The organism is Bacillus sp. JJ864, from assembly GCF_036963045.1.
In the GTDB taxonomy this organism is placed as follows: domain Bacteria; phylum Bacillota; class Bacilli; order Bacillales; family Bacillaceae_G; genus Bacillus_A; species Bacillus_A pseudomycoides_C.
The window spans coordinates 3,785-18,421 of sequence record NZ_JBALLY010000068.1; the positions used below are offsets into that span (position 1 = coordinate 3,785).

Sequence of the window (14,637 nt, forward strand, 5' to 3'; positions counted from 1 at the left end):
GGTCTTACTGCCCACGAATAGCGGGATAAAAACTCTCCTATTGATGAAAATATGTGATTTTTGACTAAAAGATTCATACAGACAGCAAAATAATTTTACTGAATGAAATTATTTGTGATTTAGTCAAATTTGACTATAATATAATTTATCCCATACTATCCATCAGTAAAGATTAAAAATACGAATGGAAGTTTCACTTTATTATTGGGATACAAAGGAGGGTTCTGCTTGGAGGAACAAATAACTCAAAAGCAAGCAAATAATACAAAGTTCGTTGTAACTGGATTGTTACTTGGAATACTATTAGCAGCAATGGATAATACAATTGTTGCTACTGCAATGGCTACCATTGTAGGTGATTTAGGCGGATTCGATAAGTTTGTATGGGTTACTTCTGCCTATATGGTAGCTACTATGGCTGGGATGCCTATCTTCGGAAAACTATCAGATATGTACGGACGTAAGCGTTTTTACATAGGGGGATTGCTTCTCTTTTTAGTTGGTTCAATGCTTTGCGGCACTGCATCTAGTATTGAACAATTAAGTATATACCGCGCAATTCAAGGTATTGGTGGAGGCGCTCTTATGCCAATCGCCTTTACAATTATGTATGATATTTTCCCAGCGGAAAAACGCGGTAAAATGACAGGACTATTTGGAGCAGTTTTTGGAACGTCAAGTGTGTTTGGTCCGCTTCTAGGTGCGTATATTACCGACTATATTAGTTGGCACTGGGTATTTTATATTAATATCCCATTAGGAATTATCTCGCTATTTTTAATTACAAAACACTATAAAGAATCTTTACAATATAGTAAACAAAAAATTGATTGGGCAGGTGCCATTACTTTAATTATTGGTATCGTTTGTCTCATGTTTGCTTTAGAACTTGGTGGTAAAAAGTACGCCTGGGATTCAAGTGTAATTATTAGCTTATTTGCTACATTTACTGTTATGCTTATTATCTTTTTCTTTATTGAACGAAAAGTGGAGGAACCGATTATTTCTTTCCATTTATTCCGTAAACGTTTATTTGCAGCAAGTCAAGGCGTTGCTTTCTTCTATGGTGCAACGTTTATTATTTGTACGGTCTATATTCCAATTTTCGTACAAGGTGTTCTTGGTGGATCTGCAGCAAATGCTGGACTCATTTTAACACCAATGATGGTAGGATCTGTTATTGGAAGTCAAATAGGCGGGCAGTTAACAACGCGTACAAGTTATCGTAACATTATGACGATCTCTGGTATTTTCTTTATTCTTGGCATGTATTTATTAAGTACATTAACTATAGATACATCACGGACTATGATAACAATCTTTATGATTTTAGCCGGATTTGGCGTTGGATTTTCCTTCTCTGTCTTAAGTATGGCTTCTATTCATAATTTAAGTATGAGAGAACGAGGCTCTGCAACATCTACAAACTCTTTCTTCCGTTCACTTGGTATGACACTTGGTGTAACAATTTTTGGTACCATTCAAAATCATGCATTTACAGATAAACTAAAATCCGTTTTTCCGCTAGAACTAGCAAAAACGGCTCCACAAGGCGGCGATACAAGCTTCTTATTATCACCAAATGCGACTGAAAAAATACCACCAGAAATTTTACATGGCATTAAAGATGCGCTAGCAAACTCTATCGCTGACACATTTTTATGGGCACTTATTCCTGCATCGCTTAGCATTATCTTCATCTTATTAATGGGAAAAGACCGATTAGTTACACCAACAAACAAGAAACAAAAACAAGTGAGTTAACATTTCCCAGATACAGCTTTATATTTTGGAAAATGTTATTGATTATACTTTTGTTGAACTTCGATAGATAAAACAACTCTATAAAGAGGACAGAGAAAGAAAACTTTTAGAAATCAATACAGAAATAGACTAATAAACATATAAACAGTCACTAAAAGTGACTGTTTTTTCTATTCATAAAAACGGATTTTCTGAAGGATTTTTTCCATTTTACCTTTTTGTAACCCCACTCTTTTTTCATTACAATACAAATATATAAAGGAGGCGAAATGTTATGAAGGATCATTTAATTAAACAATATGGATTCTCCGTATACTACCATTCATATTTACAAAAACAAATCTTATACATACTCATGCTTCGTAGCGAAATTGCTTTTCAATCCGATACATTACACCCAAATGAACAACTGGAACTACTCTCCTATGATCGATTACTCTTTCATCACGCTCACGATATATACAAACGAATACAGTGTTCTTACTCATTTTTTTCACATATATATCCACCATCACATTGGTGGTGGCATCTAGAAAAAATTTCATTTTAATAAAAATAATTATCTTATTTTTAAAAATAGTAGACATTTTCAAAAAAATTATGATAAAATCTGTTTCAATATCATATACGCTAGTTACATTCCTTTCCAAAAGGAGATAGGTACACGAAAAAATGCTTTCGTGTTTAAAAGGGAAGTTTGGTGAAAACCCAACGCGGTCCCGCCACTGTAAGTGCAAAGATTTCGTTCTGTATACCACTGTGAAAACGGGAAGGTGATCGAAATCGCTGATGCATGAGCCAGGAGACCTGCCTATTTTAACGGCACTGATAGACTCACGGATGATGAGGAGGTGTTTTTAACGAAAGAGAAGTATTTTCTGCTTCTGTGTCTACTTTTCGTTAAAAGCATTTCCGAGTATACGGAAATGCTTACTTATATTTAGGGAGGAATTTACAATGACACTTTTAACAAGTAACTTAGGGTATCCACGAATTGGATTACAACGTGAATGGAAAAAGGCATTAGAAGCTTTTTGGGCAAACAAGGCTGATGAACAACAATTTGTGAAACAAATGAAAGAGATTCGCCTTCAACATCTAAAAGTACAACAAGAAAAAGGAATCGATCTCATTCCAATCGGTGATTTTACATATTATGATCACGTCCTTGATACAGCATATATGCTCGGGTTTATCCCTTCTCGTTTTTCAAAGTATACATCAGAACTCGACGTATACTTTGGCATGGCACGCGGTTCAAAAGATCACGTTGCTTCTGAAATGACGAAATGGTTTAATACAAATTATCATTATATCGTTCCAGAATATGAGGAAGATTTACATATTTCTCTTAAAGAAAATCGTCCACTTCGTTTATATGAAGAAGCAAAACAAGAACTAGGCATTGACGGTAAGCCTGTTATATTAGGACCTTTTACGTTTTTAAGCTTAGCCAAAGGTTATAAAAAAGAACAATTCACAACTATTTTACAAAAATTAACACATCCATACATTCAATTGCTACAAGAATTACAAGATGCTGGTGTACGCTGGGTTCAAATTGACGAACCAATTTTTACTTCTCTATCAAAACAAGAAGTTAATATCGCCAAAAAATTATATGAAACAATTCGTAAAGCTGTTCCAAATCTATCTATTATGCTACAAACGTACTTTGATAGCATAGAAGAAAACTATGAAGAGATTATTTCATTCCCGGTTACTGGGATTGGACTTGATTTTGTACACGGTAAAGAAGGTAATTTGCGCGCCTTACTACAACATGGATTCCCATCCGATAAAGTATTAGGAGTCGGTTGTGTGGATGGCCGTAACATTTGGAGAGCAAATCTTGACGACACACTCTCTCTTTTCCATACATTGCAAGAAACTGTACAACCGAAAGGATGGATTGTACAACCGTCTTGTAGTTTACTCCATACTCCTATTGACAAGACAAATGAAACACACCTTGCAGACGAATTATATGATGCGCTCGCTTTTGCAAATCAAAAATTAGACGAACTTACTATTTTACAAAAGGCTCTCGTACATGGAATAGAAAGTATTTCTCATGAATTACAAACGTATCGACGTGTGCATGAAGCAATTCGTACTTCAGCAGCTCGTAATCGTAAAGATGTACAATCTACGCTCTCAACATTACAAGAGGAAGACTTTTCTCGTCCTCTTTCATTTAAAAATCGCTATAACTTACAGCAAAAAGCTCTGAAGCTACCATTGCTTCCAACAACAACAATCGGTAGCTTCCCGCAAACACATGAAGTTCGTCAAACTAGAAAACAATGGCGCAGCGGCGATATCTCAAATGAGCAATACGAAAGATTTATTGAAGAAGAAACGAAAAAATGGATTCAATATCAAGAAGAAATTGGTCTTGATGTCCTCGTCCATGGCGAATTTGAACGAACAGATATGGTAGAATATTTCGGCGAAAAACTTGCTGGCTTCTCCTTTACGAAAAACGGTTGGGTCCAATCGTACGGTTCTCGCTGCGTGAAACCTCCTGTTATTTATGGTGACGTTGCATTTATTAATGGTATGACAGTAAAAGAAACAGCATTTGCACAAAGTTGTACGAATAAAGTTGTGAAAGGTATGTTAACTGGTCCTGTCACAATTTTAAATTGGTCTTTCGTTCGAAATGATATTTCAAGAAAGGAAGTTGCTTATCAAATTGCTCTGGCACTTCGCAATGAAATTAAATTACTTGAATCATCCGGTATTCGTGTCATTCAAGTTGATGAGCCTGCACTACGTGAAGGAATGCCGTTAAAAGAAAAAGATTGGGAAACATATTTAACGTGGGCTGTCCAAGCATTCCGCCTTTCTACTTCTTCAGTGGAAAATGAAACACAAATTCATACGCATATGTGCTACAGTAATTTTGAAGATATCGTTGAAGCAATCCGTCAACTTGATGCAGATGTTATTTCTATTGAAACATCAAGAAGCCATGGGGAGTTTATTCATACACTAAAAGAACACCCATATGAAAAGGGAATTGGCCTTGGTGTATATGACATTCATAGTCCGCGTGTGCCAAGTATAGATGAAATGTATGTAATTGTAGAACAATCATTAAAAGTATGTGATCCAAAATACTTCTGGATTAATCCAGATTGCGGCTTAAAAACAAGGAAAACAGAAGAAGTTATTCCTGCACTAGAACATATGGTGAAAGCAGCTGTAAAAGCACGTCAACTTTTACAAACAAGTGCGCGATAATACAGTGACTCTTCCCTCATTCGGGAGCTTACTGTCCGCAAAGAGCGGGATATAAGAAAAAACTACTGCCTTTTGGACAGTAGTTTTTTCTTATATAAATCCATTATTATTTCTCGACATATAAAACGGTGCTATGCAGAATTTAACAGGACCGCTACCGGCTTGCTCCCATTGTTTTAAACCTCGCATGTGGTAGGAAAAAGCACTGACCGCTACTTTGCACAGCCAGATGATCTCGTCCTCCCTAAAAAAGAAAGGGATTTTTATGTCGTTTTTTCAATTTATATTTATATTAGTTCTCTTCAAAAAACAATTCATATTTTACTTTGTACAAGTCATCTGCCGAAGGTTCTTCTAATGGAACTGCTTGCATAGTTACTATGTAATCCCCTGAAGGAACAAAGAAATGAAGTTTACTTGTTAATACACTGCTTATAAACACACCTTCTTGTATTGCATTTGCAATATGTTTTCCTGTTTCAGGATACTGTTTTTTCGGAAACTCAAGAACTTGGTCGTATGATGCGCCTTTCTTATCCCCTGATTCCGGTGCTATCAAAATTTCGTATATACCAATTAATAACGAAAGGATTGCAACGATTGTAATTAAAATACCTTTAACTTGTTTCATCTAGACTAAATCCTCCATTTTCTTGCCGCTAATATGGAACATTTATCCTCCTCTTCCTGTCATTATAACAAATTTCATATTCTTATGTTTTCAGACATTATTCTATATTCCTATCTTCTTTTCCATTAAAAACATGCTGTTTCATGCAGCATTCCACTAATCATGTAGAAAACTTTCATCCTTCCGACATTTTTTTTCAAAGGAAGTACAAAACAAGAAATGGAATTGATATACATGATACTTTTTTAGGGAGGAAATGTCATGAATGGAACATATAAAACGAAAGATGTCACAAATAAAACGGGAATCCCCAAAAATGTAGTTCGCAAATATAGCCAACTTTTAGAACAACATGGCTATTTTATTGATAAAACATCTCAATCTCGCACGTATAAAATGGACGATTTACGGATATTAAAACTGATTCACGAACGAGCCGCTTCATTGAAAGAAGATATTATGGAAACAATCGCATTCATACTAAAAGAGGAAGAATCTCCAGCAGTGTCTCCTGCTATTGTAGAAGAAAGTGACGACCTGCAATTGAATGAACAAAGCAAAAAATTTGAAGAATTCATGCACAAATTAGATATGCTCGCCCAATTAAACGAAGCCATTATTCATCAAAACTCCACCCTTATTACGCAGAATCGTTTAAAAGATGAAAAACTAAATGAATTAATACACCAAGTATATGTGAAAGAGGTAAAACAAGAAGAAATGCTGCAAAATCTTGTAGATCATGCCGCAGAAACGGATGCGCTGCAAAAAGAAAAAATGGATCTACTCATGAACCATATGTATAAACGGGAATCCAAACAAGAAGAAAAAATGAACAAACTTATGAATCAAGTTTATAATAAAGAGAGTAATCGTGATGTCCAACTTATGCAAGTAATTCGAGAAATTCAAGAAACAAAACGATTAATTGCCGCTTCGCAAGAACAAGGTTTCTTTAAATCTTTTAAAAGTTTATTCGTCCGTTTTAAATCTGAAAAAACAGGTGAAATAAATAAATAAAAGTTACCATACTTTGGTAACTTTTAATCTTTATGTATAATGTTTTGCATTGCATCTGGTAATGTAATAATTACTTCCGTTCCTTTTCCTATTTCACTTTTATATACAAGTGTACCACTATGAGCTTGCAAAATACTAAATGTAACCATTAATCCAAGCCCTGTTCCTTTTTCTTTTAATGAATAATACGGTTGTCCAAGTCTCGCCAGCTGCTCTTTCGTCATTCCAATACCACTATCTTTGACACGAATAACGATAGATTCATCTTTTTGCCATGCAGTTACCTTTAAATATCCTTTATTTTCTTGAATTGCTTCAATCCCATTCTTCACGACATTCATAATTGCTTGTTTTAATTTTGTTTTATCACCTATCGTATATAAATTTTCTGCAATTTCAACTTGTAAATATACGCCTCGCATTGCAGCAAATGAAGACATTAACGTAGTCATTTCAATAAGTTGCGCTGATAAACAAACATGTTCTTTCTTATCAATTTGCGGCCTTGCTAAATTTAAATAGTCTGAAATAATTTGTTCTGCTCGGTCTAATTCTGCTAATACAAGATGCATGTATTCTTTATTTCTCACATCTTCTGTACTTTCCAATAATTGAATAAACCCGCGTACAACTGTAAGTGGATTACGAACTTCATGAGCTACGCTCGCTGCTAACTCGCTAACAATATTTAATTTCTCAGACTTTTGCATTTCGGTTCGTAACATTGCATTTTCATATAAATATTCTGTTAAATAAACTTGGAATGTCATCGTCATGATCATAATGAAGGAAGCAAATATGTATTCGCTATATAAATAAGATATCATTGGTGTAAATCCCTTCCCAAATAACAAACCAAACATTTCAAATCCTAAAGAAATAAGAGTATAAAAAGATGCCAACATAAAAGATAAAACTATTTTTTTATGTCTCGAAAATGTACTCCACTTTTTAGACAATAAAAAAGGAATGACAGAGATAAAAATAACTTCTAGTACACGAAACCAACTTAAACCATTTAGAAATCCATCGTATAAAATAGCGATTATAGCTGGAATGATACCAACTACACCACCATACAATAATGCGCTAATAATTGAGATTTGATGAAAATCATAATTACAAGTTTCCCAAACACAAATCGGATATGTCATCGAAAGGATAAGCGTAATTGTTGATAATAATACAATAAAATAGCGATTGGGCTTTTGATTCATACTTTGATAACGATTTAAACGAATTGCTTCATACAAAAATAGCGGCAAAATGATGATAGCAACTTGAATCATTAAATCACGGATAAGTCCCATCCCCTCATCCCCTATATTCATTTTGATATGATTATACCATTTTATTAACAAATTTGTTTTATTTTTTCAATTATTCTAAACATTTCCGTAAATAATTTGTGAAGATTAATTCACAAGTGTTACAACTTTTCGAAATGATTGTAAACCATGTATCAAATTGTCCATGTGCCATATACAATAAATACAGGATAAGAATTTGATTGGAGGAATTTAAAATGACAGGAACTGCGCTTGTCTTAAACGAGGAAAATCTTGTTGTATTAGAAAATGTTGAGAAATCAGTGTATGAAGAATTACAAGAGCGAACAGGTACAAATGATTGCACATGCTCTGTAAATAACTCCGTAGTATATTTGGGAAAAGTTTCTTCTGTTCTTTGGAGCGAAGACGAAATCGATTGGGAATACGGTTATTAAACAAAAGGTCGCTTTAGCGGCCTTTTTTATTTGTAACTTTTCAAAGCGATTATATGATAAAATAAAATAAATTTTGCAACGGAAGAAAGGGAGACAAAATGGAACAATTTATTAACCCTCGCGTAAAAGATATTCAAATTTCTGGAATCCGTCAATTTTCTAACATGATTCAACAATATGACGACCTTATTTCACTCACAATTGGACAACCGGACTTTCCAACACCTTCTTTAGTGAAAGAAGCTGCTAAGCGGGCCATTACAGAAAACTTTACAAGCTATACACATAATGCCGGTTTATTACAGCTTCGGCAAGCAGCTTGCGATTTTGTAAAAGAACGCTATGATTTAGTATATTCTCCTGAAAATGAAACAATTGTTACTATCGGGGCAAGTGAAGCAATCGATATTACCTTTCGGACAATTTTGGAAGAAGGGACAGAAGTAATTTTACCAGCCCCTGTCTATCCAGGATATGAACCTATTATCCGCCTATGCGGTGCAAAACCTGTTTTTGTAGATGTTCGTAAAACTGGCTTTCGCTTAACCGCAAAAGCACTTGAAGAAGCAATTACAGACAAAACACGTTGCATCGTACTACCGTATCCGTCAAATCCAACTGGTGTAACGTTGTCCAAAGAAGAACTCGAAGAAATTGTAGCAGTATTAAAAGATAAAAATATTTTCGTTCTTTCCGATGAAATCTACAGTGAACTTGTATACCAGGATAAACATATCTCTATTGCAAATTTCCCGGAAATGCGCAATAAAACAATTGTCATTAACGGGGTATCAAAATCTCATTCTATGACAGGATGGCGCATCGGTTTTTTATTTGCACCAAACTTCTTGGCAAGTCAAATTTTAAAAGTTCATCAATATAACGTTACATGTGCAACTTCAATTGCCCAGTACGCAGCAATTGAAGCATTAACAGCAGCAAAAGAAGCTCCCCGTATGATGCGTCACCAATACAAAAAGCGCCTTGATTATGTATACAACCGTCTTATACAAATGGGATTAACTGTCGAAAAACCAACAGGCGCATTTTATCTGTTTCCTTATATTGGTGATTTAGTACCTTCTTCTTTTGATTTTGCAATGGAACTTGTGAAAGAAGCGAAACTTGCTGTTGTTCCCGGCTCAGCATTTTCTGAATACGGTGAAGGATACATTCGTATTTCCTATGCTTATAGCATGGAAATGCTGAAAGAAGGCTGTGACCGCTTAGAAACATTTATACAACAAAAAAACTAAGAGATAATTCTTCTCTTAGTTTTTTTCATTTTCACTACAAGTTTGACGTTTCACCAATTTATGAGGAATAATTATACACTTTGGTGAAGTTTCACAGTGTTCAATTTTATCAACTAAATATCTTGCTGCTTCGTAACCTAGCTGATAAATATTTACATCTATCGTTGTTAATGGTGGATTTGCCATTTCAGATAACAATACGTTATTAAAACTAACAATAGAAATATCTTTCGGCACGGAGATTCCCTTTTCTGATAAAGCACTTAATACACCTAATCCAATTAAATCATCCGTTGCGATAATAGCTGTTGGCTGTTCACTAAGTGTCATAAGTTTTTCTACTGCTTTTTGACCACTTTCTTGTAAAAAACCAAGATTTAAAATATACTCAGCTGGCAGAAAAATATCAGCTAATTTTAATGCATCTGTCATCCCAGCAAGGCGATCTTTCGTAACGAGTAAATCTGAATCACCACCGATAAATGCAATTCGCTTATGTCCAAGTGAAACTAAATATTCCGTTACTTCTCGTGCCGCCGCATAATTATCATTATCAATATATGTAATCTCTTCTTTTCGATCATATGGTTTACCGATAAGAACAAACGGAAAATTTTGTCCGTGTAAATATTCTAAAATACGGTCATTCATACGAGAATACAAAAGAATAATACCGCCAATTTGCCTTCCTTGCACCATTTTCACAACACCATTAAAAATCTCTTCTTCTGTCTCTCCAGTTGACATATACAATGAGTATTCTTCTCCGTGTGCAAATGAGCTAATCCCTCGAATAACCTCTGGGAAAAATGGATTTTGAAACGATTTACTTGCAGAACTCGGCATAACAAGTCCAATCGTTTTAGTTGTTTGATTTGCAAGACTTCTCGCATTTAAATTCGGATGATAGCCTAATTCAGCCATTACTTTACGAACACGTCGTTTTGTTTTCTCACTAATGCTCGGATTATCAGCAATCACACGTGAAACTGTAGAAGGAGCAACATTTGCTTTTTTTGCTACATCTTTAATTGTAACTGTCATAAATTTGTTCCCCCTCTCTTCTTTGATTTATATGATTTATACTATTTATATACAAGCTAAAAAACCGACATAAAAACTCCCACTGATGGAAGTTTCCCTTTATTAACGTCAATCTATATTTCCCCTCCTCATGTATTGTAATGGATAGATGGTTATTTTCCTATACTTTATACTATTTTTTTGAATTTTTCTTCGTTCCTATACTTGCTAAATCGATTCTTCGATAAAGTGAAATTTCCATCACGGTGGTCTTCATCCCCGCTGATGGAAAGCTCGCCTAATCGGGAGATAAAAAAAGATAAATGAGACATAACGTCCCATTTATCCCTTCGTTCCTCCAGCAGTTAAACCAGAAATAAAATATTTTTGCAAAGATAAGAACAAAATTGAAATTGGTATCGCAATTAATACAGATCCTGCTGCAAATGTTGTAAATTCATTACCGAATTTTTTCGCTACCATTTCATATAGTCCAACAGCTAATGTATAATTTTCTGGTGTACGTAAAATGATACTCGCTAAAATAAAATCAGTAAATGGACCAATAAAAGTAAATAACGCTACAACCGCAACAATTGGTTTTGCTAAAGGCATAATAATTTGCCAAAAAATCCGAAAATGCCCTGCCCCATCCATACGAGCTGATTCGTCTAATTCTTTTGGAATCGTATCAAAGTATCCTTTCATAAGCCATGTATTCATCGGAATTGCACCGCCAACATAAATTAAAATCAACGCTAGATGCGTATCCATTAATCCTGTCAGCTGCGCTAAAATATACAATGCAATTAACGCTGAAAAGTTTGGGATCATTTGAAGTATTAAAAATGTTACTAACCCATTCTTTCTTCCGACAAAACGATATCTCGAAAATGCATATGCTGTAAAACTAATTGACAATACAGAGAAAATCATTGTCAAAACACTAACTTTCAACGTATTCTTATACCAAAGTACATAGTTACTTTGCGAGAGATCAAGTAGTTTTTTGTAATGATCCAGCGTCGCATTTTCAGGAATTATACTTGATCCTGAGAGACTATCTCCTGGGTTAAACGATGATCCTACAATCCATAATAATGGATAGAAAATAATCACACACATCATGAAAATTACAAAATAACTTAATGAAAGACGTAATATCTTCTGTCGTTTTATGTTCATTTACATCATATCCTCTTCTTGGAATGATTTTGTTCTTTTAAATTGCCATAAAGCAACTGAAATAACAATTAACGATAAAATCATCGTAAGTGCTGCTGCTTTCCCATATTGAGCCGATGTCATCGTCAACTTATAAATCCAAGAAATTAAAATATCTGTCCCGCCTGCATCTTGTCCCGATACAGCTGGACCACCGCCATTAAACAGATAAATAATACTGAAATTGTTAAAGTTGAACGTATACTGCGTAATTAAAATAGGAGCAGTCGCATATAAAACGAGCGGTAATGTAATTTTACGAAATTGTTGCCAACCTGTCGCACCATCTACCGTCGCAGCTTCATACAATTCACCTGGAATCGATTGCAGTATACCTGTCGTCATCGCAAAGATAAACGGAAAACCGAGCCATGTTTGAATGAAAATTAAAGCGACTTTCGTCCAAAATGGGTCTGTCATCCAAGCAATTTTGTCAATTCCGAATAGAGCTAACACTTGATTGTTAATTGCTCCAAATGATTCATTAAACATACCAGCAAATACGAGGATCGATACGAATGCCGGAACGGCCCAAGGTAAAATAAAGATTGTACGAATTATCGCTTTCCCTTTAATTCCTTGTTGATTCACTAAAATTGCCAAGAAAATCCCAAGCGCTACTTGCAATGTCGTTGCTAAAAACGTCCAAATGATTGTCCAAGAAAATACACTTACAAATGTATTTCGCCACACTGGTAATGTGAAAATATCAACAAAGTTTTTAAAACCAACCCAATCTACAAGTTTTGCAGGAGGAGAATGATATAAATCATAGTTTGTAAATGCAATTAGTATAACGAAAATAATTGGAAGTACAACAACAAAGATTAATAACAGAAATCCTGGCGAAACCATCATATATGGAAAACCTTGGTCTAACAAATGATGGTACTGCTCTTTTACAGAGTGTAACGGTATTCCTTCATCACGCTTTTTCCCATTTTGATACGCATCATATATGTTAAAAGCATATATACCTACTCCAAATGCAGTGACGATCAGCGCTAAAATCCCTTTTACTAATAGAAAGATAGAGTGATCACGAGGAACTTCTGTACCGAGCGTTACAATCCCCCACAACCCAATATTTAACATATCAGCAAATGCTACAAAAAACGAACAAGTTAATATTAGAAAAATAATACCTTTTACGTATTGTTTATTGTACAGTTGACCAATACCCGGAATAATAGACAACGTTGCCGCTGTTTTTCGGTGTTTGGAACCGTTTCCTGCATGAGCCGGTTCAAAGGATGTCTGCATGGTTCTTCCCCCTTTTTTTCTTCCCCTTGGAAGGAGGAGAATTCGTGTCTTTTATATACAAAAGACACGAATTCTATATTATTTTTTCTTACTATGATTTGCTTCAATGTTTCCTTTAATTTGTTTCACAGCTCCATCAAGTGCCGCTTTTGGATCTTGTTTGTTTGTTACAACTAATTGCAACGCATCACCTGCTGGTTTCCAAACTTCTTGCATTTCTGGAATATTCGGCATTGGAATACCATTTTCTGCTTGTGCTACTACTGCTTTTGCAGCTTCGTTATCTTTAATAACTGGATCTTCCATCACTGATTTCACTGGAGGAATTTCTTTTGTCTTTTCAAAACGAATTTTTGCATTTTCTTCATTTGTTACCCAATCAGTAAATTTTGCTGCTAAATCTTTATTTTTTGAGAAGCTTGTTACATGCCATCCTTTTACACCAACAAACGTTTTCATCGGTTGACCATTCGGTAATTTAGGCATTGGAGCTACACCATAGTCAATCTTTGCTTTTTCAATCGCTTGAAATGCCCATGGACCGTTCATAATAGACGCTGCTTTTCCTTCATTAAATAATCCATCTGCAGCTGATCCGCCAGACTCACCGATAATTCCTTCTGGGAATAGTTTTTCTTTATACCATTTTTGAATAAATTCTGCACCTTGTACTGCACCGCTATTGTTTAATCCAATATCTGCAGGGTTTGGTTTACCATCTTTTTCACCAAATACATAACCACCCATACCAGACATAAATGCATTCGCAAAGTAGAAGTTATCTCCTAATGCTAAAAATCCATATTTTCCGTTCTTTGTAAACTCTTTTGAAAAATTAAATAGTTCATCCATTGCTTCTGGCGCTTTTGGCATTAATTTTTTATTATAAATGAATACAGGTGTTTCAACAGCTTTTGGTAAACCATATAGTTTGCCATCATATGTTTGTGCTTTTAATGATAAATCAGTAAACTTACTCTTAACAGAATCATCTACTTTTATTTCAGAAAGTAGCCCTTCTGTTGCTGCATTCCCAATTTGATCATGTGGCAATGTTACAACATCTGGTCCTGTACCAGCTGGACCGTCAAGACGAAGTTTTTTTACTTGTTCCGTCATCTGAACTTCTACAACTTTTACTTTTACATTATATTTCTTTTCAAAACTTTTTACGGCTGGATCTAAACCAACAGCTTTTTTCTGGTCTTCCCAAACAAGAAGATCATAATCTTTCTTCTCCTTGCTTGCTTCTTTTTTTCCTGAATCTTTCGGACCACACGCGGATAACATTCCGATTGTCAAAGCTGAAACTGTTAATAAAGATAACGCTTTCTTCTTCATCCCTAACTACCTCCCAAATTATGTACATAATACCTAAAAATGAAAACGTTTGCATATAATAGTTTAATAGAAGCACAAACAACTTTTCAATCTATGAAAACGTTTGCGCTATTTGTCTATCATTATACATTCTTTTATAG

Annotated in this window: 12 protein-coding genes and 1 riboswitch; of the genes, 5 read left to right on the forward strand and 7 right to left on the reverse strand. The window is 34.8% G+C overall.

From position 1 onward, the window contains the following. The first annotated feature begins 228 nt into the window (after window positions 1-228). Complete coding sequence (locus V7024_RS11420; RefSeq protein WP_335519787.1) at window positions 229-1,764, forward strand: MDR family MFS transporter; 1,536 nt, start codon at window positions 229-231, stop codon at window positions 1,762-1,764. Window positions 1,765-2,117: 353 nt separating this feature from the next. Here the strand turns inward: V7024_RS11420 and V7024_RS11425 are convergent, their stop codons facing one another. After that, window positions 2,118-2,261 carry a hypothetical protein gene (locus V7024_RS11425; RefSeq protein ID WP_335519790.1) on the reverse strand — a complete coding sequence of 48 codons (144 nt, stop codon included), beginning with the start codon at window positions 2,259-2,261 and terminating at the stop codon, window positions 2,118-2,120. A 144-nt stretch (window positions 2,262-2,405) separates the two neighbouring features. After that, window positions 2,406-2,593, forward strand: a riboswitch (cobalamin riboswitch). Window positions 2,594-2,721: 128 nt separating this feature from the next. On the opposite strand from V7024_RS11425, the gene metE reads away from it, so the two are divergent. Further along, window positions 2,722-5,013, forward strand: a complete 2,292-nt coding sequence (metE, locus tag V7024_RS11430) for a 5-methyltetrahydropteroyltriglutamate--homocysteine S-methyltransferase (RefSeq protein WP_335519792.1) — start codon at window positions 2,722-2,724, stop codon at window positions 5,011-5,013. A 292-nt stretch (window positions 5,014-5,305) separates the two neighbouring features. On the opposite strand, the gene comJ is transcribed toward metE, so the two are convergent. Continuing rightward, window positions 5,306-5,644: a competence protein ComJ gene (gene comJ / locus V7024_RS11435; protein ID WP_335519795.1), complete on the reverse strand. Its 339-nt coding sequence runs from the start codon at window positions 5,642-5,644 to the stop codon at window positions 5,306-5,308. A gap of 261 nt (window positions 5,645-5,905) precedes the next feature. On the opposite strand from comJ, the gene V7024_RS11440 reads away from it, so the two are divergent. Further along, the gene (locus tag V7024_RS11440) at window positions 5,906-6,664 is read left to right on the forward strand and encodes a DUF3967 domain-containing protein (RefSeq protein WP_335519798.1); all 759 of its coding nucleotides are present in this window, start codon (window positions 5,906-5,908) and stop codon (window positions 6,662-6,664) included. Between the two features lie 23 nt (window positions 6,665-6,687). Here V7024_RS11440 and V7024_RS11445 read toward each other — a convergent pair whose 3' ends face one another. After that, window positions 6,688-7,974, reverse strand: coding sequence for a HAMP domain-containing sensor histidine kinase (locus V7024_RS11445; protein WP_335519801.1), 1,287 nt, complete (start codon window positions 7,972-7,974; stop codon window positions 6,688-6,690). 215 nt (window positions 7,975-8,189) lie between these two features. Here V7024_RS11445 and V7024_RS11450 point away from each other — a divergent pair, with 215 nt between their 5' ends. Then, window positions 8,190-8,390, forward strand: a complete 201-nt coding sequence (locus V7024_RS11450) for a hypothetical protein (protein ID WP_098916366.1) — start codon at window positions 8,190-8,192, stop codon at window positions 8,388-8,390. A 98-nt stretch (window positions 8,391-8,488) separates the two neighbouring features. Next, window positions 8,489-9,646 carry an aminotransferase A gene (locus V7024_RS11455; RefSeq protein WP_335519804.1) on the forward strand — a complete coding sequence of 386 codons (1,158 nt, stop codon included), beginning with the start codon at window positions 8,489-8,491 and terminating at the stop codon, window positions 9,644-9,646. A gap of 15 nt (window positions 9,647-9,661) precedes the next feature. Here the strand turns inward: V7024_RS11455 and V7024_RS11460 are convergent, their stop codons facing one another. The 4 genes from V7024_RS11460 to V7024_RS11475 all read right to left on the reverse strand — a co-directional run bounded on the left by V7024_RS11460 (window position 9,662) and on the right by V7024_RS11475 (window position 14,497). Continuing rightward, window positions 9,662-10,690, reverse strand: a complete 1,029-nt coding sequence (locus V7024_RS11460; RefSeq protein WP_098916368.1) for a LacI family DNA-binding transcriptional regulator — start codon at window positions 10,688-10,690, stop codon at window positions 9,662-9,664. 321 nt (window positions 10,691-11,011) lie between these two features. Further along, window positions 11,012-11,854, reverse strand: a complete 843-nt coding sequence (malD, locus tag V7024_RS11465) for a maltosaccharide ABC transporter permease MalD (RefSeq protein ID WP_335519809.1) — start codon at window positions 11,852-11,854, stop codon at window positions 11,012-11,014. Beyond that, on the reverse strand, window positions 11,855-13,156 hold the full coding sequence (locus V7024_RS11470) for a sugar ABC transporter permease (RefSeq protein WP_335519812.1): 1,302 nt from the start codon (window positions 13,154-13,156) through the stop codon (window positions 11,855-11,857). It abuts the gene before it with no gap. Window positions 13,157-13,234: 78 nt separating this feature from the next. Beyond that, on the reverse strand, window positions 13,235-14,497 hold the full coding sequence (locus V7024_RS11475) for a sugar ABC transporter substrate-binding protein (RefSeq protein WP_335519815.1): 1,263 nt from the start codon (window positions 14,495-14,497) through the stop codon (window positions 13,235-13,237). Window positions 14,498-14,637 lie beyond the last annotated feature (140 nt).

Coding starts and splice junctions, on each gene's coding strand:
- metE (WP_335519792.1), top strand. CDS start 2,722: ATGACACTTTTAACAAGTAACTTAGGGTATCCACGAATTGGATTACAA.
- comJ (WP_335519795.1), bottom strand. CDS start 5,644: ATGAAACAAGTTAAAGGTATTTTAATTACAATCGTTGCAATCCTTTCG.
- V7024_RS11440 (WP_335519798.1), top strand. CDS start 5,906: ATGAATGGAACATATAAAACGAAAGATGTCACAAATAAAACGGGAATC.
- V7024_RS11445 (WP_335519801.1), bottom strand. CDS start 7,974: ATGGGACTTATCCGTGATTTAATGATTCAAGTTGCTATCATCATTTTG.
- V7024_RS11450 (WP_098916366.1), top strand. CDS start 8,190: ATGACAGGAACTGCGCTTGTCTTAAACGAGGAAAATCTTGTTGTATTA.
- V7024_RS11455 (WP_335519804.1), top strand. CDS start 8,489: ATGGAACAATTTATTAACCCTCGCGTAAAAGATATTCAAATTTCTGGA.
- V7024_RS11460 (WP_098916368.1), bottom strand. CDS start 10,690: ATGACAGTTACAATTAAAGATGTAGCAAAAAAAGCAAATGTTGCTCCT.
- malD (WP_335519809.1), bottom strand. CDS start 11,854: ATGAACATAAAACGACAGAAGATATTACGTCTTTCATTAAGTTATTTT.
- V7024_RS11470 (WP_335519812.1), bottom strand. CDS start 13,156: ATGCAGACATCCTTTGAACCGGCTCATGCAGGAAACGGTTCCAAACAC.
- V7024_RS11475 (WP_335519815.1), bottom strand. CDS start 14,497: ATGAAGAAGAAAGCGTTATCTTTATTAACAGTTTCAGCTTTGACAATC.